Origin of the sequence: Variovorax sp. J31P179 (genome assembly GCF_030316985.1) — a bacterium.
GTDB classification, from domain to species: Bacteria; Pseudomonadota; Gammaproteobacteria; order Burkholderiales; family Burkholderiaceae_C; genus Variovorax; species Variovorax ginsengisoli_B.
In genome coordinates, this window is the sequence record NZ_JASZYL010000001.1 from 659,340 (window position 1) to 679,013 (window position 19,674).

A 19,674-nucleotide genomic window follows, 5' to 3' on the forward strand; every position below is an offset into this window, starting at 1 on the left:
CCGGTCCGTTCAGGTCCCGCCCAACTCGGACCGAATCACGACGGCGAGCGCTTCCGCCGCGGGCGACAACGACCGGCCGCGCTTGGTGACCAGGGAGAGGTCTCGGGAAACCAAGGGCTCGTGGAGGCGCTTCACGACGAGGCCCTTGTGACGTGAGGCGCGGGCGTACGCTGTCGGCATGATCGAGGGCCCGGCGCCTGCCTCGGTCATCCACAAGGCAGTCGAGAAGAACGTGACTTCGTTCGCGACATCGAGCATGACACCCGCGTGCGCCGCAGCGCCATCGATCATCTGACGAATTCCATATCCTGGCCTGACGGTGATGACAGGCACGCCGTCGAGGTTCGACCATCGCAGACGGGTCCGGGCCGCGAGAGGATCGTCCTTGCGGCAGACGAGGGCCAAGGTGTCGCCCATGATTCGCTCGGTGTCGACATCGGCTGCCGCGCGTTCCGGAGCCCCGAGCCCGAGGTCCACGTGCTCGCCCACGATGCGAGAGACGAACTGGTCCGGAGCGCAGTCGTCCACCACGACGCGGATCTCGGGATGCAATTTGCCGAAGCGCCGCACCACGGCCGGAAGCAGGATCTCTCCGAGGGTCGGCGTGATGGCGAGCGACACCCGGCCGCGCCGAAGCTGCCCCAGGTCTCGAAGACCAGCCCCCAGCGAGTCGACATCACGGAGAACCCGTTCGGCCACCGAAATCGCTTCCATCGCCGCCTGTGTCGAGCGGAGCGATCGGGTCGTTCGATCGAACAGTCGCGTGCCCAGGCCCTCCTCGAGCTGGCGGATCAGCACGCTCACGGCGGACTGGGTGAGCGAAAGCTGTTCGGCCGCGGCACTGAGCTTTCCCAGATGGAACACGGCGCGAAAGGCCCGCAGCTGCCGGATGCTCGGGCTGAACTTGCTCGGTTGATTCATACGATTTCATCATATCTGATTCGTTTAATTTCGATTTACTTAAGAATGCCGGCGGTGTGCAATCCGGTCCGAAGGAGACACTTGATGTGAACGAAGATTCGAATGCTTGTGGCGGCGGCATTGGCCGCCGGGATCGCGGTGGCCGCCCTGGCCCAGCCCGCCGCCGAGAAGTACCCGCGGCAACCCATCCGGATGGTGGTGACCTTTCCGCCCGGTGGCAGTTCCGACGCTGTCGTGCGCATGCTGCTGCCGCGCCTGAACGAGTCGCTCGGCCAGCCCGTGATCGTCGACAACCGGCCGGGTGCGGGCGGAAACATCGGGACGAGCGTGATCGCGAAGGCGCCGCCCGATGGCTACACGATGGGCGTCGTGGCGGCCGGGGCCTTGTCCGCCAACAGCAGCCTGTATGCCCAGATGCCCTTCGACGTCCAGAAGGACCTTCGGCCGGTCAGCATGCTGGCTTCCATTCCGTTCGTGCTGGTCGGCAACCCCGCGGTGCCCGCGAAGACATTGCAAGACCTCATTGCCAGGGCCAAGGCACATCCCGGACAACTCTCGGTCGCGCACGGCGGCAACGGTACCGCGATGCATCTGTCGATTGCGCTCTTCAGCCAGATGGCCGGCGTCAAGCTGGTGGAGGTGCCCTACAAGGGATCGGGCCCGGCCGCCCTCGACGCCATCGGCGGGCAGGTCAACCTGGCGATGGTCGACCTGCCTTCGGCGCTGCAGCAGATCAGGGCCGGCAAGCTCACCGCCTACGCCGTGACCACTCCGAAGCGCCTGTCGCAGCTGCCCGAGGTACCCACGATGTCGGAGGCCGGCGTGCCCGGATACGACTCGACGGGCTGGTTCGGTGTCGTCGCGCCCGCCGCCACGCCGACCGGCGCCGTGGCCCGCATGAACCTTGCGCTCACCGAGGCCCTGTCCGATCCGGTGGTCCAGGCCAACATCCGCAACCTGGGCGTCGAGCCCACGCCGGGCTCGCCAGAGGAACTGGCCTCTTTCATCACGTCGGAAACCGCGAAGTGGGCGAAGGTGATCAAGCAAAGCAACATCAAGATCGATTGAAGATGAAGAACATCGACACGGACGTACTGATCGTCGGCGCCGGGCCGGTGGGCCTCACCCTGGCCATGGACCTGGTTTCCCGAGGGGTGAAGGTCGCCATCGTGGAGATTCGCGACTACGCGGAGCCGCCCAACGTCAAGTGCAACCACGTCGCCGCACGGACGATGGAGCGCTTTCGCCGACTCGGGGTCGCACACAAGTTGAGAGCCACGGGATTGCCGGAGGACTATCCCAACGACGTCGTCTTCCGGACCCGCATGACCGGCACCGAGCTCTCCCGCATCCCCATTCCGGGGCGCGGCGAGCGCTATGCATCGACGGACGGGCCGGACACCTGGTGGCCGACGCCCGAGCCCCCGCACCGGATCAACCAAATCTACCTCGAGCCCGTCCTGCTCGAGCACACGGCCGCCTTGGAAGGCGTCACGTTGCTCAATCGAACGCGACTCACCTCCTTCACGCAAGGGCCCGAGGCCATCGAGGCCACGGCGCTCGATCTCGACAGCGAGACCTTCAGGAAGATTCGCTGCCGCTATCTTGTCGGCTGCGACGGCGGCAGTTCGTCGGTTCGCAAGGCGATCGGGGCCAAGCTCGAAGGAACGGCGGTCGTGCAGCGGGTCCAGTCGACCTACATCCGGGCGCCCCGTCTTCGCAGCCTGCTGCCCGGCAAGCCTTCATGGTGCTACTACTCGGTCAATCCGCGCCGTTGCGGAACGGTCTTCGCGATCGATGGCAGCCAGACCTGGCTGGTGCACAACCATCTGAATCCCGATGAACCGGACTTCGAGTCCGTCGATCGCGACTGGTCGATCCGGCAGATCCTGGGGGTCGATGCGGATTTCGAGTACGAGGTCATCAGCAAGGAGGATTGGGTCGGCCGGCGCCTTGTCGCGGATCGGTTCCGAGATCGAAACGTCTTCATCGCCGGAGACGCGTCGCACCTCTGGGTGCCCTACGCAGGGTACGGAATGAACGCGGGGATAGCCGACGCGCTCAACCTCTCGTGGCTCTTGGCCGCCAGACTCCAGGGTTGGGGCGAAGAGTCGATCCTCGACGCCTACGAGGCAGAGCGCCAGCCGATCACCGCGCAGGTCTCGCACTTCGCGATGAACCATGCCGCGAAGATGATCAAGGCGAGAAGCGCGGTGCCGGCGAACATCGAAGAGCCGACCCCCGAGGGTGCGGCCGCGCGTGACCGGATCGGCCGGGAGGCCTACGAGCTGAACGTCGAACAGTACTGCTGCGCGGGTCTGAACTTCGGCTACTACTACACGGGTTCACCGATCATCGTCGGAGACGGGGAGAGCCCTCCGGAATACAGCATGGGCGGCTTCACGCCTTCGACGGTGCCAGGCTGCCGTGCGCCTCACTTCTGGTTGTCCGACGGCAGATCGCTCTATGACGCATTCGGCGCGGGCTACACGCTCCTGCGCTTCGACGCCAGCCTCGACATCGAAGGCTTGCAAGCTGCAGCAGCCTCACGACGGGTTCCGCTCCGGGTCCTGGACCTTGGCGGAGAAAAGGTGCCGGAGGCCTACAAGCACAAGCTGGTCCTGTGCCGCGACGACCAGCATGTGGCCTGGCGATCGAACGTCGTGCCTGCAGACCCGATCGCACTGGTGGACATGCTGCGCGGAGTGAGGGCTGAATTGAAGTCTTGATTCGCAATTAATTCGGCTGTCAAACAAATAAAGACAACCTCGGCCGAGCCCTTCAAGCAGACGCTGGCGCCGCCACGTACTGCGACTGAAGGGCTTGCTGGTGAGGGTTGAGAATCGCGTGCAGGACGTACGCTGCGCCACCGACGGCGGTCGCCAGGTCGGAGTACCGCGCTGCCTTCACCACGGGCGGCGTCAGGCCGGCCCTCTGCGCGTACTGGGCGAGTACTTCGGTTGCCGCGTCGAGGAGGGTGTCGCCGCCGAGGGTCACGGTCTCTCCGCCCAGCACGATCACCTGCGGGTTGAAGGTCGTCCAGGCATTCTGGAGCAGCACGCCAAGCACCGCGCCGGCCCGCGCGAAGGCGCTCCGGGTCGCCGGATCGCGAGCGCTCATGCGCGCACGCAGCGCCCGCCGGTCGATGACGTCGTCCTGGAAGCAGCCGGCCGCGGCTGCGATGGCCTTGAGCCCGATGTAGGCCTCGGCACACCCAAGTCGCCCGCACGAGCAGGGCTGGCCGTCGATCACCAGGGTCGTATGGCCGATTTCGCCCGCTGAGCCGGTGGCGCCGGTGAACAGCGCGTGGTTGAGGATGATCCCTGCGCCGACACCGACGCCGCAACTGACATAGACCAGGGGATCGTCGACCGGTCGCTCGCAGAACTCGGTCTCGCCGACCGCGGCCAGGTCGGCTTCGTTGTGATAGTAGACGGGGACGTCCGCCAGACCCGCCTGCGCGAGTTCCGCGCCGAATCGACGGCCGATCTCGACATGGCGCCAGCCGATGTTCGGCGCAAATTCCAGCATGCCCGAACGCTTGTCGACCGGACCATGCAGTCCGACGCCGATGCCCAGGAGGCGCGAGCCGCCGCGTGTCATCTTCGCGGAGAGCGCGGTGGCCATCTCGACGAGCTGGTGGCACGCTTCATCCGGATCCTTCGAGCGCAGGGCGGCCTGGCTCGACTCCAGGATCTCTCCGTCGATCGAGGTCGCCACGACCTGGACGACATCGGGTCCGAGGTCGACGCCGAGCAGGACCATGTTCTTGCCGACCAGCCTCAGAGGCGTGGGCCGGCGTCCGACAGTACCGGTCACGAACGCATCCGACTCGACCAGCCACCCTTCGTCGATGAGTTCCTTGATGAGCAGGCTGACCGTCGATCGCGTCAGGCCGCTGCGCTCGGACAGGCCGGCGCGCGAGATGCCGGCGTGTTCGCGCAGCAGCCGAAGCATGGCGATGCGGTTGATGTTCTTGACGAGAGCTTGATCTCCCGTGACTGGCGCTGGCGTGTGCATGGGCTCCTGCGGCGCGTTCGATCGCTTTATGGCTGCTGGTCGAACTAATGGTCTCACGTTTCGATTTTTCTGATGTGTCATGGCGATCTTCGAGGCCGTTGGCGCGGGGAAACACGTGGAAAGCGTAGCGTCAAGTCCGAAATTTAGCACCATCAGAGTATTCCCTAGTGACCGCATCACCGCCCGGTGGCACATTTGTTTGGCCATCAAACAAATTGGAGACAGTATGAGAAGCATCAAGTTGGTTTCTTCTGCGGCGCTCGCCGCGGGGATGTGGCTGTCCGCTGCCGGCGCCCTCGCTGCCGACACGACCGTCCGTCTGATGCACGTGGATCAGAACCCCGACACCGGCGCCTTCTACAACGACGTCGCCCGCCGGTTCGAATCGACGCACCCTGGCGTCAAGGTCGAGATCCAGTACCTCGAGAACGAGTCGTACAAGAAAAAGCTGACGACGCTGCTGCAATCGCCCGATCGGCCGAACATCCTGTACAGCTGGGGCGGCGGAACCATGCGCGACCAGATCAAGGCCGGCGTCCTCGAGGACATCTCGGCGCCCATGGACGCGAAGTGGCGCGAGAGCTTCATGCCGGCTGCGCTGCAGGCCTTTACCGTCAACGGCAAGGTCTACGGCGTGCCGCTGCAGCTGGGCCAGGTCGGGTTCTTCTACAACAAGGAATTGTTTGCAAAGGCCGGCGTCGACGCCGGGTCGATCAAGACCTGGGACGACCTGCTCGGCGCAGTGAAGAAGATCAAGGACTCCGGAACCACGCCGATCATCGTCGGCGGCGGGGACAAGTGGCCGCTGCACTTCTACTGGTCGCACCTGGCGTTGCGCCTCGGTGGCAAGGCTGCCTTCGACGCCGCCATGCAAGGCGAGGGCAAGGGCTTCGCGAGCGACACCTTCGTCCAGGCTGGCACCTTGTTCCAGCAGCTCACCGACCTGAAGCCGTTCCAGCCGGGCTACCTCGGCGCCACCTTTCCCCAGTCGTCGGGCCAGTTCGGCGACGGCAAGGGCGCCATGGTCCTCCAGCTGAACTCGATGCTCGGCTCGATGAAGGCGAACTCCGCGAACAAGCTCGGCCTTCCCGAGGACAAGCTGGGATGGTTCCCCTTCCCGGTCGTCGCGGGCGGCAAGGGCGACCCGACCGACACCCTGGGCGGCATGAACGGCTGGCTGGTCACCAAGGGCTCGCCCAAGGAGGCCGCCGAATTCCTGCGCTTCTTCTCGGAAGCGAAGAACCAGCGCGTTCCAGCTGAACGCGGGTCCTACATCCCCGTGGTCAACGGCACGCTGGACGCCATCGCCAATCCGATCCTTCGCCAGATGGCCGAGAACGTCTCGAAGTCCCACTACCACCAGATCTACTACGACCAGATGCTTGGCCCGTCGGTCGGTGCGGTCGTCAACGACGTGTCGGTCGAGCTCGCCACCGGCAAGATGAAGCCCGCAGATGCCGCCGCCGCGGTGCAGGCAGCCTGGCAGCGCGTCAACAGTACCAACTGAACGACTCGCACGATTCTCGCATCAGACGCCGGCACTAGAAGCGCGCAGACAGGGAAGGGACCATCGTGACAACGATCGAACACAGCGCAGGGGCCGTGGCGCCTGCCCCGACGGGCAAGGCGCGGGCCTGGCGACGCAAGCCATCCAGGCGAGTGGGTGGAACGACGGCAGTGGTGCTGTTCTTTCTTCCGCCGGCGATCCTGCTGTTCACGTTGTTCGTCGCCTTGCCGATGGGCGCGGCCGGCTGGTACAGCTTCTTCAACTGGAACGGCTATGGCGTTCCCACGAATTTCGTCGGCTTCCGGAACTTCGTGGACCTGTTCCAGAACCCTGCATTCCACACGGCCCTCGGCAACAACCTGCTGATCATCGTCGGGTCGCTGGCGGTGCAGCTGCCCTTGGCGCTGGCCATGGCGGTATTGCTCGCCGACCGGGTGATCGGCACGACCAGCTTCAGGCTGATCTTCTTCCTGCCCTACATCCTGGCGGAGATCGCGGCCGGCCTGATCTGGCGTTTCGTCTACGACGGCGACTACGGCCTCTTGGCCAAGATCTGGGAGTCGTTCGGAGCGACCGCACCCTACGTGCTGTCCGAACCCGAGCTCGCGATGTACGCCATCCTGATCGTCGTGATCTGGAAGTACTTCGGCTTCCACATGATCCTGTACATCGCCGGATTGCAGCAGATCGATCGCAGCCTGTACGAGGCCGCCCGCATCGACGGCGCATCGCGCTGGCAGATCTTCAGCCGCATCACGGTGCCGTTGCTGGGCTCGACGATCAGGCTGTCGGTGTTCTTCGCGATCCTCGGCTCGATCCAGCTCTTCGATCTCATCATGCCGCTGACCAAGGGCGGTCCGTCCGACAGCACGCAGACCATGGTGACCTTCCTCTACAACTACGGTGTCACGCGCATGGAGATCGGCTTCGGCAGTGCCGTCGGCGTTGTCCTGTTCCTCATCTGCGTGGTGTTCGCCTTTGGCTACAAGCGGGTCCTGATGCGCCATGACTAGTCACGATTCATCCGCGCCGAAGTCCGCGTCCATGTCGCCGGTCGTCCGCTACGCGGCGCTGTTCCTCGTCGCCGGGCTGGTGCTGGTTCCGCTCGTCGCCACCGTGCTGGGCGGCTTCAAGACCCTTGGCGACCTGCGCGTCAATCCCTTCGGATTTCCGGCGCAGTGGGAGTGGCGAAACTACTGGGACATCCTGGGCGGCAGCCGCTACTGGCAACTGATGGGGAACTCCGCGGTGATCGCGGTGCTGACCGTCATCCTGACGGTGATGGTCTCGGCGATGGCGGCGTTCGTGTTCGTCCACATCCAGTTCTTCGGCTCGACCTTCCTCATCAACTACCTGCTTCTCGGATTGATGTTCCCGGCGGCGACCGCGATTCTGCCGCTCTTCATCCAGATCCGGGACCTGGGCCTGCTCGACAACTACTGGGGCGTCGTCCTGCCGCAGGTCGCCTTCGGCCTGGCGTCGAGCATCCTGCTGTTCCGCAACTACTTCAAGCAACTGCCGGCGGAGCTGTTCGAGGCGGCACTCATCGACGGCTGCGGCTACTTCAGGTTCTTCTGGCACATCGTGCTGCCCCTGTCGAGGCCCATCCTGGCGACGGTGGCGGTGATCGTCTTCGTGCACAGCTGGAATTCGTACCTGCTGCCCCTGGTGGTCTTCAACCGCGAGACGCTCTACACCTGGCCGCTCGGAATCATGGCGTACCAGGGCGAGTTCTCGACCGACTGGAATCTCGTGCTGGCATTCATCACGCTCACGATCCTTCCGGCCGTGATCATGTTCTTTGCGGCGCAAAAGCATATCGTCGCCGGCCTGACCTCCGGCTCTGTCAAAGGCTGAGAAGGATCAACCCATGTCTTCGGTGAGTATCAGAAGAGTCCAGAAGGACTATGGCCCGGTGCCCGTCATCCGCGGCGTCGATGTCGAAATCGACGACGGCGAGTTCGTGATCCTCGTCGGCCCCTCCGGCTGCGGCAAGTCGACCTTGCTGCGGATGATCGCCGGGCTCGAGGATATTTCGGGCGGCGAGATCCGCATCGGCGAGCGGGTGGTCAACGACCTCGCGCCGAAGGAGCGCGACATCGCGATGGTGTTCCAGAGCTACGCGCTCTATCCGCACATGACGGTCGAGCAGAACATGGCCTTCTCGCTCAAGATGGGCGGCGCCAAGAAGAGCGAGATCGACCCGAAGGTCGCGCGGGCGGCGAAGATCCTCAGCCTCGAGCCGCTGCTGGGCCGCCTGCCGAAGGAACTCTCGGGCGGCCAGCGCCAGCGCGTCGCGATGGGCCGGGCGATCGTTCGCGACCCCAAGGTCTTCCTGTTCGACGAGCCGCTGTCCAACCTCGACGCCAAGCTCCGGGTGCAGATGCGCACCGAGATCAAGGCGCTGCACCAGCGCCTCGGAACCACCATCGTCTACGTCACCCACGACCAGGTCGAGGCCATGACGATGGCCGACAAGATCGTGGTCCTGCATGACGGCGTCGTCGAGCAGGTGGGCGCCCCACTCGACCTCTACGACCGTCCGGCCAACCTCTTCGTCGCCGGCTTCATCGGCAGCCCCGCGATGAACCTGCTCAAAGGCAAGGTCGAGCGCGAAGGCTTCGTGGTCGATGGCTCGGGTGGCCTCACGCTGCCCTTTGCCAATGCACCGACCGCGACGCCGGGACTGCCGGCGGTCTATGGCGTCCGGCCCGAGCACTTCATGCTCGACGACGCCGGCTTCCCGATCACGGTGGAGGTGGTCGAGCCGACCGGCTCCGAGACGCAGGTGATGGCGCAGATCGGCGGACAGGCCATCTGCGCGGTGTTCCGCGAGCGCATCACCGCCGGGCCCGGCGAAGTCATCCACATTGCCGCGCAGCGCGAACACGCGCATCTGTTCGATGCGGCGACCGAGCAACGAATCAACTGATGCAACAGGAGCAGAACCAATGGATTTTCTGAGCGTAAAGGCCAACCAGATCGTCGACGCCCGAGGCAAGAGCGTGCGGCTGCGCGGCACCTGTGTCGGCGGCTGGATGAACATGGAGGACTTCATCAACGGGTTCTCCGGCGCGGAGCACACGCTGCGCTTCGAGATGGCCGAGGTCCTGGGCAAGTCGAAGGCCGAATTCTTCTTCGAGCGGTTCCACGATCACTTCTTCAACGAATCCGACATCGAATACCTCAAGAGCCTCGGCACCACGGTGGTCAGGCTGCCGCTGAACTACCGGCACTTCGAGGACGACAGCAAGCCCTTCGTCTACAAGGAAGCCGGCTTCGAGCGGCTGACGCAGGTGCTCCGCTGGTGCGAGAAGCACGGCCTCTACGCCATCCTCGACCTGCACGCCGTCCAGGGCTGGCAGAACGTGCATTGGCATTCGGACAATGCCAACAGGCACAGCCTGTTCTGGAACCACGCGCACTACCAGGACCGGTTCATCGCCCTGTGGAAGGAGATTGCCCGGCGCTACAAGGACGAGGCCGTCGTCGCGGGATTCAACCTGATGAACGAGCCCTGCGTGAACAACCAGTTCGGCGACCTGCCGTGGAACATCCACAAGAACTATCGGCCGGACTGGGACTTGATGAACACCGTCTATCGGCGGGCCGTCGACGCGGTGCGGGAGATCGATCCCCGCCACATCATCTTTCTGGAGGGCGATCGCTACTCCTACCTCTTCGATGGCCTGGAAGCCCCCTTCGCGGACAACCTCGTCTACAGCAGCCACAACTACACCATCGCCGGCTTCGGCCCCGGTCAGTATCCCGGGACGATCGATGCGGGACAGCCCCGAAGCGATGGCCCCGAGCACTGGGACCTGGCACGGCAAGAACTCGAGTTCACGAACCACGAAGGCACCGTGTTCACGAAGAAGCACGGCGCTCCCTTGTGGGTCGGCGAGTTCGGGTCGGTCTACAACGGCGGCGATGCAGAGGTGCCCGACCGCCTGCGCGCGATGGACGACCAGATCGGCATCTTCGAGCGCCATGGCGCGCACTGGACCACCTGGACCTACAAGGACGTCGGCGTGATGGGGCTGGTGACCCTCGACCCCGAGTCGGAGTACCAGCAGCGGGTCGGTGACTTCATCCGGAAGAAAGTTCAGCTGGGCGCCGATGACTGGATGGTGTGGATGCCTCCGACGGCGGTCAAGCAGGAAACCGGAAAGCTGGCGCAGCAGATCTACGACGTCATCGGCGACGACAGCATCACCCAGGTCTACAACCGCAAGTGCTTCAGCTCGGCGGTGCTCTGCTTCTACACCAGCGCCCTGATGCAGCAGACTTACGCCCGCCTGTTCAAGGACTTGTCCGAATCGCAGATCGATCGGGTCCTCTCGTCGTTCTCGCTGAAGCAGTGCAAGGTGAACAACGAGCTCGCCGGCATCGTGAAGAAGTACTCCGCCTTCCCGGTGCAGGAGCACTGATGGACAAGGTCGGAATCGGCTTCATCGGCTGCGGGAACATCAGCGAGGCCTACCTGAAGGCCGCGGCGAAGTTCCCCATCCTCGACATCCGCGGCGTCGCCGACCTGAAGCCGGAGGCGGCGCAGGCGCGTGCCTCGCAGTTCGGGCTCGAGGCCGTTTCGGTCGATGCGCTGCTGCGCGACCCGGCGATCGAGATCATCGTGAACCTGACGATCCCGGCGGCGCACGTCGAGGTCGGGCTGATGGCGATCGCCGCCGGCAAGCACGTGCATTCCGAGAAGCCGTTGGGCCTCACGACAGCCCACGCAAGAACGCTGCTAGAAGCCGCCGACAAGCGTGGTCTTCGCGTCGGCTGTGCGCCCGACACCTTCCTCGGTGGCGCGCACCAGACCTGTCGCAAGCTCGTCGACGAAGGCGCCATCGGCAAGCCGGTGGCGGGCACGGCGACCTTCATGTGTCCGGGTCACGAGCGCTGGCATCCGAATCCTGCCTTCTACTATGCCGAGGGCGGCGGGCCGATGCTCGACATGGGGCCGTACTACATCACGGCGCTGGTCAACCTCATCGGACCCGTCGCACGGGTTTCGGGGTCGACCTCGCGTGTGCGCAGCGAGCGCCTCATCACCAGCGAGCCGCTCAAGGGCACGAAGATCGACGTCGAAGTGGCCACCCATGTCGCCGGCACGATGGAGTTCGCGTCGGGCGCCATCGTGTCGATCGCCACCAGCTTCGACGTGCCGAAGCACCGGCATGTGCCGATCGAGCTCTACGGCACCGAGGCCAGCATGATCGTGCCCGATCCGAACCACTTCGGCGGCACGATCCAGCTCGCGCAGGCCGGGCAGGAGTGGGTCGACCAGCCCATCGGGCATGCCTACGGAGACGGCAACTACCGAAGCATTGGCGTGGCCGACATGGCGCATGCCATCCGCGCCGACCGGCCGCACCGCGCGTCCGGCGAACTGGCCCTTCATGTCCTCGAAGTGATGGAGGCGTTCGAGACTTCATCGCGACTCGGGCGCCACGTGAGCATCGAGACCCGGCCGGAGCGGCCGCAGATCTTGCCGACCGCCTTCTCGGCAGGCGGCCTCGGCTGAACCCGTCAACGAATTGAACAGAGAGGCAACTCAATGCGTGAAGCCATGATCGTGTGGGGCGGCTGGATGGGGCACGAGCCCGACCAGGCGGCGAAGATCGTCTCGGACATGTTGACCGAGCAAGGCTTCAAGGTCCGTGTCGAAACCTCGACAAAGGCGTTCGCGGACCCGGCCATCGCGGACCTGAGCCTGATCGTCCCGATCATCACGATGTCGAAGATCGAAAAGGACGAACTGGCCAACCTGACCAGTGCAGTGCGCGAAGGCGTCGGCCTTGCAGGCTTCCATGGCGGGATGTGCGATGCCTTTCGCGACGCGGTCGACTACCAGTTCATGACGGGCGGCCAGTGGGTCGCCCATCCCGGCAACGTCATCGACTTCCGCGTCAACATCGCCAGGCCGGACGATCCCGTGATGCAGGGCATCGGCGACTTCGACTATCGCTCGGAGCAGTACTACATGCACGTCGACCCTTCGAACGAAGTGCTGGCGACGACGACATTCACTGGCGAGCATGCGCCATGGATCGATGGCGTGGTGATGCCGGTGGCATGGAAGCGCCGGCACGGAAAGGGGCGGGTGTTCTACAGCGCGCTCGGCCATGTCGCCAGCGAGTTCCAGGTGCCCCAGATGCGCACGCTGCTGGAGCGCGGCATGCTTTGGGCGGCACGCTGACACGACCCGGCGTCGCACCCCCGATGACTTCTTCCACGCCCCTCTACAAGGACCCCGCGCAGCCGCTGCCCGCGCGCGTGGACGACCTGCTCGGACGCATGACGCTCGAGGAGAAGATCGCCCAGATGCACGCCTTCTGGCTGATCCTGTCCGAGAGCGGCGACCACCGGGTGCGCCCCGGAGAAGCTTTCGTCGTCGCCAGCGACGCCGATTCGGTGCTGCGGCGCCTGGCCAACGGCATCGGACAGATCACCCGGCCCTTGGGCACGCGCAGCGTCGAGGCAGGCAGCGGATTGCGCGCGCTCAACAAGTTGCAGCGCTATCTGCGCAACGAGACGCGGCTGGGCATTCCCGCGATTTCGCATGAAGAGTGCCTCGCCGGCATGATGACCCGCGACGGCACGCTGTTCCCGTCTCCGCTCGCCCTCGGCGCGACCTGGAATCCCGTGCTCGTCGAGCAAGTGGCAGAGAGGATCGGCTTTGAATGCCGCGAGCTCGGGTGCCAGCAAGGACTGGCGCCCGTCCTCGACGTTTCGCGCGATGTACGTTGGGGGCGCACCGAGGAAACCTTCGGCGAGGACCCGTATCTCGTCGGCGTCATGGCGACGCGTTACGTTCGCGGCGTCCAGGGCCCCCGGCGGGATGTGCTCGCGACGCTGAAGCACTATGCGGGTCATTCGTTCAGCGAAGGCGCACGCAACCATGCGCCGGTGCATGTCGGCTGGCGCGAGCTGAACGACACCTTCCTGCTTCCCTTCGAGATGGCCGTGAAGCAGGCCAACGCCGGCTCGGTGATGCCGGCCTACCACGACATCGACGGCGAGCCGGCGCATTGCTCGCACCACCTGCTGACCGAGGTGCTGCGCGAGCAATGGGGCTTCGACGGGCTGGTGGTGGCCGACTACGTGGGCGTCAGCCTGCTCTACCAGCACCACGCGGTGGCCGCGGATGCGACCGAAGCCGCGGCCCTTGCCTTCAATGCGGGGCTGGATGTCGAGCTGCCCGCGGACGATTGCGCGCAGCACCTCGCCGCGGCGATCGAGCGCGGCCTGATCACGTTGGCGACCGTCGATCGCATCGTCTCCCGGGTCCTCACGGAGAAGTTCCGGCTGGGACTGTTCGAGAAGACCTTCGAGGACGCCGCAGCGGCGCCCGCGCTGCGCACGCCCGAAGTCGTTGCGACGGCCCTCGAAGCCGCCCGCCAGGCGATCGTGGTGCTGGACAACCGGGGTGGCGTGCTGCCGCTCGATCCGGCCGCCGCTCCCCGCGTCGCCGTCATCGGCCCCACTGCCGACGATCCATTGGCCATGCTCAGCGGCTACAGCTATCCCGCGCATGTCGTGCTGCACAACCAGGTCGAAGACACCGGTCACATCGTGACGCCGCTGCAGGGCCTGCAGGCGATCTACGGTGCGGGCAATGTGCGCTACGCAAAGGGCTGTTCGATCATCGAGGTCCGCCAGAAGGGGACGCCGGTGTTCCCGGGCGACGTGCGCGCAGAAGGCATCAAACCGACCTCGCCGGTTTCGCTTCGCACCGATCAGATCCCCGAGGCTGTCGATGCCGCCCGCGATGCCGACGTCGCCTTCGTCTGCGTCGGCGACCTCGCGGGCCTTTTCCAGACGGGCACGATCGGGGAGGGCTCCGATGCCGATTCGCTCGACCTGCCCGGCGTGCAGCAGCAGTTGCTCCAAGCCGTCGTCGATACCGGCACGCCGACCGTTGTCGTGCTGACCAGCGGGCGCCCCTACAACCTCGGCGGTTTGGAAGATCGCGTCGCAGCCTTCGTGATGGCCTTTGCCGGCGGCCAGCAGGGCGGCACCGCTATCGCCGAGGTCCTGTCGGGCCGCGCCGAGGCCACCGGCAGGCTGACCGTCTCGGTGCCACACAGCGTCGGTGCCATGCCGTACTACTACAACCACAAATTCAAGAGCGGAGGCACGCCGATTGCCCTGCACTTCGGCAGCCGGTATCCCTTCGGCCATGGCCTGAGCTATACGCGCTTCGAGTACCGCAACCTGGACGTGCCCCTTTCGGCGGTCCCCATCGAAGACGGAGAGATCGTTCTGAGCTTCGACGTCGCCAACACCGGATCCCGAAAGGGCGTGGAGATCCCACAGCTGTACGTGCGCGATCGCCTGGCCAGCGTCGTGCGCCCCGTGCGCGAATTGAAGGCCTTCGGCCGGGTGGAACTGGGCGCGGGCGACGTGGCCCGGGTGACCTTCCGCGTCCCGGTGGACATGCTGGCCTTCACCGGCATGGCCGGTGCGCGAATCATCGAGCCCGGCGCGTTCGAGTTGGGGATCGGCGCATCGAGCACCGACATCCGGCTGCGTGCCGAGATCGATGTAGGCGGCAGCACGCGCACGCTCGAACGGAACTGGCGCATGGAAAGCAGCTGCGAGATCCATCCGCTCTCCCTGGCAACCCCACTCTAGTCCCCTCCCAATGCAACCGAACCTCCATTCATCCTTTCTTCCCACCGACGCTTCCGGCGCCTTGCTCGTTGGCCGGGTCTGGCGTGCAGGCCCAATCAACGGGCCCTGCGTCGTGGTGGTTCGAGCGGGCCAGGTGCTGGACATCACTGCCTCGGTGCCCACCGTGTCCGACCTTCTCGAGCGGGATGACCTCCTGGAATTCATCCGCAACTGCCCAGGGGAGCCCCTGGGCGAGGCCGCCGGGTGGCTCGACAAGACCATGACGGCGTCGGGAAAGCCTGGCGCCGAGAAGCTCCTGGCACCGTGCGACCTGCAAGCCATCAAGGCATGCGGCGTCACCTTCGCCGTCAGCCTGCTGGAGCGCGTGATCGAGGAGCAGGCCGGCGGCGACGCCACCAAGGCCGTGCAGATCCGGCACGAGCTTCAACGCACCATCGGGTCGGACTTGTCGGCCATTCGCCCCGGTTCGCCCGAGGCGGAAACGCTCAAGCACGAACTCCTCCGTCAGGGCACGTGGTCCCAGTACATGGAAGTCGGGATCGGTCGCGATGCCGAAGTGTTCTCCAAGGCGCAGCCCATGTCCGCGGTCGGATTCGGCGATGACGTCGGGTTGCATCCGAGTTCGTCATGGAACAACCCCGAGCCCGAGATCGTGCTGGCGGTCAACAGCCGCGCGCAGATCGTCGGCGCCACGCTGGGCAACGACGTGAATCTCCGCGACGTCGAAGGCCGCAGTGCCCTGCTGCTGGGCAAGGCCAAGGACAACAACGGCTCCTGCGCGATCGGACCGTTCCTGCGCCTGTTCGACGACGAGTTCACGCTGGACACCATCCGCGCAGCCACCGTGGGCCTGGTCATCGAAGGGCAGGACGATGGCTTCCGGCTCGAAGGAACCAGCCGCATGGCCGAGATCAGCCGCGACCCCGCCGACCTGGTGCGCCAGACCTGCGGCGCGCACCACCAGTATCCGGACGGCTTCTTCCTGTTCCTCGGCACCATGTTCTCTCCCATCCAGGACCGGGGTGACGAAGGCAAGGGGTTCACGCACCGCCTCGGCGACCGCGTGACGATCTCGACGCCTTCGCTGGGCGCCCTGGTCAATCGAGTGCAGCGCTCCGACGCCATCGCGCCCTGGACCTTCGGCGTCCGGGCGCTCTACCGGAACCTGTCCGCCCGCGGCATCGCCGCTTCGTGAGGCACGACCCGATCAACAAAAGGACCCATCCATGTCTGCCATCTATCCGAGCCTCGCCGGCAAGCGAGTCGTCATCACCGGCGGGGGCTCCGGCATCGGCGCGGCCATGGTCGAGGCATTCGCTCGACAAGGTGCCCAGGTGTTCTTTCTCGACATTGCCGACGCCGATGGCCGTGCACTTCAAGCGAAGCTCGGAGATGCGGCGCAGCCGCCTGTCTTTCACCGCTGCGATCTGACCGAGTTGGACGGGGTCCGGGCGACCTTCTCGGCGATCGAGGCATCGGGCGGGCCCATCGACGTCCTCGTCAACAACGCGGCAAACGACGACCGGCATGAGATCGGTGCGGTGACGACGGACTACTGGGACCAGCGGATCGCGGTCAACCTGAGGCATCAGTTCTTCTGCGCACAAGCTGTTTCGGGCGGCATGCGCGCGGCCGGGGGCGGCGTGATCCTGAATCTCGGGTCCATCTCCTGGCATCTTGCGCTGCCCAGCTTGTCGATCTACATGACCGCCAAGGCCGGCATCGAGGGCCTGACGAAAGGGTTGGCACGCGACCTGGGCGGATTCAACATCCGCGTCAACTGCATCGTTCCGGGCGCCGTGCGGACGCCCCGCCAGATGAAGCTCTGGCAATCGCCCGAAAGCGAGGCGCAGGTCGTGGCGGCGCAGTGCCTGCAGCAGCGGATCGATCCTGCGCATGTCGCGGCGATGGCGCTTTTTCTGGCATCGGACGACGCCGCGCGATGCTCCGGACGCGAGTACTACGTCGACGCAGGATGGCACGGCGCATGACCGACGGCACCCGCACCGCTCGCCGGTTCCGATCGCAGGACTGGTTCGCCAACCCCGATCACATCGACATGACGGCGCTCTATCTCGAGCGCTTCATGAACTACGGCATCACGCCGGCGGAACTGCGCTCCGGCAGACCCATCATCGGCATCGCGCAATCCGGAAGCGACCTGAATCCGTGCAATCGCGTTCATCTCGAATTGGCCAGGCGCGTGCGCGACGGCATCCGCGACGCCGGGGGCATCCCGATGGAATTCCCGGTCCACCCGACCTTCGAGAACTGCCGGCGGCCGACGGCGGCCATCGACCGCAACCTGGCCTACATGGCGCTGGTCGAGATCCTGCACGGCTACCCGATCGACGCCGTCGTGCTGACCACGGGCTGCGACAAGTCGACGCCGTCCCAGGTCATGGCCGCGGCGACCGTGGACATTCCCACCATCGTGCTGTCGGGCGGCCCGATGCTGGACGGCTGGTTCGAAGGTGAACTCGTGGGTTCCGGGGCGGCGATCTGGAAGAGCCGGAAGCTGCTGGCGGCCGGCCAGATCGACGAAGCGAAGTTCATGGACATCGCCACGGCGTCGGCGCCTTCGGTGGGGCACTGCAACACCATGGGAACCGCGTCGACCATGAATGCGCTGGCGGAGGCGCTGGGGCTGTCATTGACCGGCTGTGCCGCGATTCCGGCACCCTACCGCGAACGAGGGCAGATCGCCTACGAGACCGGTCGCCGCATCGTCGAACTGGCCTTCGAGGACAGGCGGCCCTCTTCGATCCTCACGCGGGATGCGTTTCTCGACGCGATCGTCGTCAACGCCGCGATCGGCGGGTCGACCAATGCGCAGCCGCATCTCATGGCCATGTCGCGCCATGCGGGCGTGGACCTGCGTCCGAGCGACTGGACCGAGTTCGGCTTCGACGTGCCGCTGCTGCTGAACATGCAGCCGGCGGGCAAGTACCTGGGCGAGGCCTTTCATCGCGCGGGCGGCGTGCCGGCCGTGATGTGGGAGCTGCAGCAGGCGGGCATGCTGCGCAGCGCGCGCCCCACTGTCACCGGCATGACCATGGAACAGAATCTCGAAGGCCGGCAAAGCGTGAATCGGGAGGTGATCCGCGAGTTCGCACGTCCTCTCAAGAGCCAGGCCGGTTTTCTCGTTCTCAGCGGCAATCTGTTCGACTTCGCGATCATGAAGACGAGCGTGATCTCCGCGGAATTCAGAGCGCGCTACCTGAGCCATCCGGGCGCCGAGGGGCGGTTCGAATGCCGGGCCATCGTCTTCGAGGACTCGGACGACTATCACGCACGAATCAACGACCCCGCGCTCGCCGTCGACGAGAACTGCATCCTCGTGATACGCGGCGCGGGGCCTGTGGGCTGGCCCGGCTCGGCCGAGGTCGTGAACATGCAGCCGCCGGATGCGCTGCTCAAGCGTGGCATCACGAGCCTTCCCACGTTGGGAGACGGGCGGCAGTCGGGGACGTCGGACAGTCCGTCGATTCTCAACGCGTCACCCGAGAGCGCCATTGGCGGCGGGCTGGCGTACCTGCGCACGGGTGACGTCGTCCGCATCGACCTCTCCGCCGGTCAATGCAACATGCTGGTGTCCGACGAGGAGATCGCGCGCCGCAAGGACGAAGGGACGCCGTCGATCCGGCCGAGTCAGACGCCCTGGCAGGAGATCTATCGCGCGACGGTCGGACAACTCGAGTCGGGCGCCTGCATGGAGTTGGCGATCAAGTACCGCGGCGTGGCCGACACCCCGCCTCGCCACAATCATTGAGGCGGCTTGGGGCTGTCGTCGGTGGCGCCCGCGTTCTTCGCGGCTTCGCCTTCGAAGCGGCCGATGATGTCGGTCACGAAGTGCTCCGAGAACCCGGCGACGAAGGACCAGAAGACGAGCTTGGCGTATTCCGTGAAATCCGCGCCGTGGTGGCACAGGAGAATCCGGAAGTGCGGCGCGTCGCAGCCTTCGCGGGTCGACGGGTCGGCCGCGAAATGCGGGAACAGCGGGCTCGAGACCAGTCCGGACAGGAAGATCACGTAGAGCAGCATCGCGAGCACGCCGCCGATCAGCGGCGGCAGGCAGATCTGGACCCACGAATTCGCGAGCACCCGCAGGTCCTCCACCGTCAACTCCTTCAGCCTGCGTTGAAGGCCGATGAAGCCGCCGATCGTGCCCGAGAGGATGACGGCCGCCGAGGTGGCCCAGTTGGTACTGATCAGGACGACCACCGCGACGACCACGATGGCCGCCAGCGCCATCACCGCAAAGAAGAGGCGTCGCGATACGGCGACGATCAGCGCACCTGTCTCGGAGAGGAGGGTGGCCGTCGGGGTGGGTACTTCGGCAGGCATGGCGTCTCTCTCCTTGCGTTGCGACCGCGGAACCAATATAGCGCGAGGGAGGCGCCGCCGGAGTCTGGCAATTTTTACGTAGACAGCCGTTGGTGCGCTGCCTAGACTTCCTTTCGATCTCTGCCAATGAACACTCTCATCATGTCCCCGCATCTGTCGATTCCCAGTCTTCGCACCTTCGTTGCCTTCGAGCAGCGCGGTCGAATCAAGCGGGGCGGATAGCCCTCTTTCAGTTCGAC

16 protein-coding genes are annotated in these 19,674 nt (G+C 65.4%); 13 read left to right on the forward strand and 3 right to left on the reverse strand.

Annotation, left to right across the window (positions count from 1 at the left end):
* Window positions 1-9 precede the first annotated feature (9 nt).
* The gene (locus QTI17_RS03170) at window positions 10-921 is read right to left on the reverse strand and encodes a LysR family transcriptional regulator (protein ID WP_286530946.1); all 912 of its coding nucleotides are present in this window, start codon (window positions 919-921) and stop codon (window positions 10-12) included.
* 102 nt (window positions 922-1,023) lie between these two features.
* On the opposite strand from QTI17_RS03170, the gene QTI17_RS03175 reads away from it, so the two are divergent.
* Window positions 1,024-1,989, forward strand: coding sequence for a tripartite tricarboxylate transporter substrate binding protein (locus tag QTI17_RS03175; protein WP_286530947.1), 966 nt, complete (start codon window positions 1,024-1,026; stop codon window positions 1,987-1,989).
* Window positions 1,990-1,991: 2 nt separating this feature from the next.
* Complete coding sequence (locus tag QTI17_RS03180; RefSeq protein ID WP_286530948.1) at window positions 1,992-3,650, forward strand: FAD-dependent oxidoreductase; 1,659 nt, start codon at window positions 1,992-1,994, stop codon at window positions 3,648-3,650.
* A gap of 52 nt (window positions 3,651-3,702) precedes the next feature.
* On the opposite strand, the gene QTI17_RS03185 is transcribed toward QTI17_RS03180, so the two are convergent.
* Window positions 3,703-5,094 carry an ROK family transcriptional regulator gene (locus QTI17_RS03185; protein WP_286530949.1) on the reverse strand — a complete coding sequence of 464 codons (1,392 nt, stop codon included), beginning with the start codon at window positions 5,092-5,094 and terminating at the stop codon, window positions 3,703-3,705.
* 73 nt (window positions 5,095-5,167) lie between these two features.
* Between QTI17_RS03185 and QTI17_RS03190 the strand changes: the two genes are divergently transcribed.
* From QTI17_RS03190 to QTI17_RS03240, 11 genes are all read left to right on the forward strand, one after another.
* Entirely contained in the window at window positions 5,168-6,448 is a 1,281-nt protein-coding gene (locus QTI17_RS03190) for an ABC transporter substrate-binding protein (protein ID WP_286530951.1), read from the forward strand.
* 65 nt (window positions 6,449-6,513) lie between these two features.
* Window positions 6,514-7,461 (forward strand): carbohydrate ABC transporter permease, encoded by a 948-nt coding sequence (locus QTI17_RS03195; protein WP_286530953.1) that lies wholly within the window; start codon window positions 6,514-6,516, stop codon window positions 7,459-7,461.
* A 31-nt stretch (window positions 7,462-7,492) separates the two neighbouring features.
* Complete coding sequence (locus tag QTI17_RS03200) at window positions 7,493-8,305, forward strand: carbohydrate ABC transporter permease (protein ID WP_286530954.1); 813 nt, start codon at window positions 7,493-7,495, stop codon at window positions 8,303-8,305.
* A 13-nt stretch (window positions 8,306-8,318) separates the two neighbouring features.
* Window positions 8,319-9,380: an ABC transporter ATP-binding protein gene (locus QTI17_RS03205; protein WP_286530955.1), complete on the forward strand. Its 1,062-nt coding sequence runs from the start codon at window positions 8,319-8,321 to the stop codon at window positions 9,378-9,380.
* A gap of 19 nt (window positions 9,381-9,399) precedes the next feature.
* Window positions 9,400-10,878 carry a glycoside hydrolase family 5 protein gene (locus tag QTI17_RS03210; RefSeq protein WP_286530956.1) on the forward strand — a complete coding sequence of 493 codons (1,479 nt, stop codon included), beginning with the start codon at window positions 9,400-9,402 and terminating at the stop codon, window positions 10,876-10,878.
* Window positions 10,878-11,975, forward strand: a complete 1,098-nt coding sequence (locus QTI17_RS03215; protein WP_286530957.1) for a Gfo/Idh/MocA family protein — start codon at window positions 10,878-10,880, stop codon at window positions 11,973-11,975. The genes QTI17_RS03210 and QTI17_RS03215 overlap by 1 nt, the downstream gene beginning before the upstream one ends.
* Window positions 11,976-12,008: 33 nt before the next feature.
* Entirely contained in the window at window positions 12,009-12,650 is a 642-nt protein-coding gene (locus QTI17_RS03220) for a ThuA domain-containing protein (RefSeq protein ID WP_286530958.1), read from the forward strand.
* Window positions 12,651-12,673: 23 nt separating this feature from the next.
* On the forward strand, window positions 12,674-15,088 hold the full coding sequence (locus tag QTI17_RS03225) for a glycoside hydrolase family 3 protein (protein WP_286531324.1): 2,415 nt from the start codon (window positions 12,674-12,676) through the stop codon (window positions 15,086-15,088).
* Window positions 15,089-15,098: 10 nt separating this feature from the next.
* Window positions 15,099-16,283 (forward strand): fumarylacetoacetate hydrolase family protein, encoded by a 1,185-nt coding sequence (locus tag QTI17_RS03230; RefSeq protein ID WP_286530959.1) that lies wholly within the window; start codon window positions 15,099-15,101, stop codon window positions 16,281-16,283.
* A gap of 31 nt (window positions 16,284-16,314) precedes the next feature.
* Window positions 16,315-17,079: a D-xylose 1-dehydrogenase gene (gene xylB / locus QTI17_RS03235; protein ID WP_286530960.1), complete on the forward strand. Its 765-nt coding sequence runs from the start codon at window positions 16,315-16,317 to the stop codon at window positions 17,077-17,079.
* Window positions 17,076-18,860 (forward strand): IlvD/Edd family dehydratase, encoded by a 1,785-nt coding sequence (locus QTI17_RS03240; protein WP_286530961.1) that lies wholly within the window; start codon window positions 17,076-17,078, stop codon window positions 18,858-18,860. Before xylB ends, QTI17_RS03240 begins: the two co-directional genes overlap by 4 nt.
* Here QTI17_RS03240 and QTI17_RS03245 read toward each other — a convergent pair.
* Window positions 18,854-19,435: a hypothetical protein gene (locus QTI17_RS03245; protein WP_286530962.1), complete on the reverse strand. Its 582-nt coding sequence runs from the start codon at window positions 19,433-19,435 to the stop codon at window positions 18,854-18,856. The genes QTI17_RS03240 and QTI17_RS03245 overlap by 7 nt on opposite strands.
* Window positions 19,436-19,674: the final 239 nt, after the last annotated feature.

Bases quoted from the DNA above. Each gene is read 5' to 3' on its own strand.
- QTI17_RS03170 (WP_286530946.1), bottom strand. From the start codon at position 921: ATGAATCAACCGAGCAAGTTCAGCCCGAGCATCCGGCAGCTGCGGGCC.
- QTI17_RS03175 (WP_286530947.1), top strand. From the start codon at position 1,024: ATGCTTGTGGCGGCGGCATTGGCCGCCGGGATCGCGGTGGCCGCCCTG.
- QTI17_RS03180 (WP_286530948.1), top strand. From the start codon at position 1,992: ATGAAGAACATCGACACGGACGTACTGATCGTCGGCGCCGGGCCGGTG.
- QTI17_RS03185 (WP_286530949.1), bottom strand. From the start codon at position 5,094: ATGGTGCTAAATTTCGGACTTGACGCTACGCTTTCCACGTGTTTCCCC.
- QTI17_RS03190 (WP_286530951.1), top strand. From the start codon at position 5,168: ATGAGAAGCATCAAGTTGGTTTCTTCTGCGGCGCTCGCCGCGGGGATG.
- QTI17_RS03200 (WP_286530954.1), top strand. From the start codon at position 7,493: ATGTCGCCGGTCGTCCGCTACGCGGCGCTGTTCCTCGTCGCCGGGCTG.
- QTI17_RS03205 (WP_286530955.1), top strand. From the start codon at position 8,319: ATGTCTTCGGTGAGTATCAGAAGAGTCCAGAAGGACTATGGCCCGGTG.
- QTI17_RS03210 (WP_286530956.1), top strand. From the start codon at position 9,400: ATGGATTTTCTGAGCGTAAAGGCCAACCAGATCGTCGACGCCCGAGGC.
- QTI17_RS03215 (WP_286530957.1), top strand. From the start codon at position 10,878: ATGGACAAGGTCGGAATCGGCTTCATCGGCTGCGGGAACATCAGCGAG.
- QTI17_RS03220 (WP_286530958.1), top strand. From the start codon at position 12,009: ATGCGTGAAGCCATGATCGTGTGGGGCGGCTGGATGGGGCACGAGCCC.
- QTI17_RS03225 (WP_286531324.1), top strand. From the start codon at position 12,674: ATGACTTCTTCCACGCCCCTCTACAAGGACCCCGCGCAGCCGCTGCCC.
- QTI17_RS03230 (WP_286530959.1), top strand. From the start codon at position 15,099: ATGCAACCGAACCTCCATTCATCCTTTCTTCCCACCGACGCTTCCGGC.
- xylB (WP_286530960.1), top strand. From the start codon at position 16,315: ATGTCTGCCATCTATCCGAGCCTCGCCGGCAAGCGAGTCGTCATCACC.
- QTI17_RS03240 (WP_286530961.1), top strand. From the start codon at position 17,076: ATGACCGACGGCACCCGCACCGCTCGCCGGTTCCGATCGCAGGACTGG.
- QTI17_RS03245 (WP_286530962.1), bottom strand. From the start codon at position 19,435: ATGCCTGCCGAAGTACCCACCCCGACGGCCACCCTCCTCTCCGAGACA.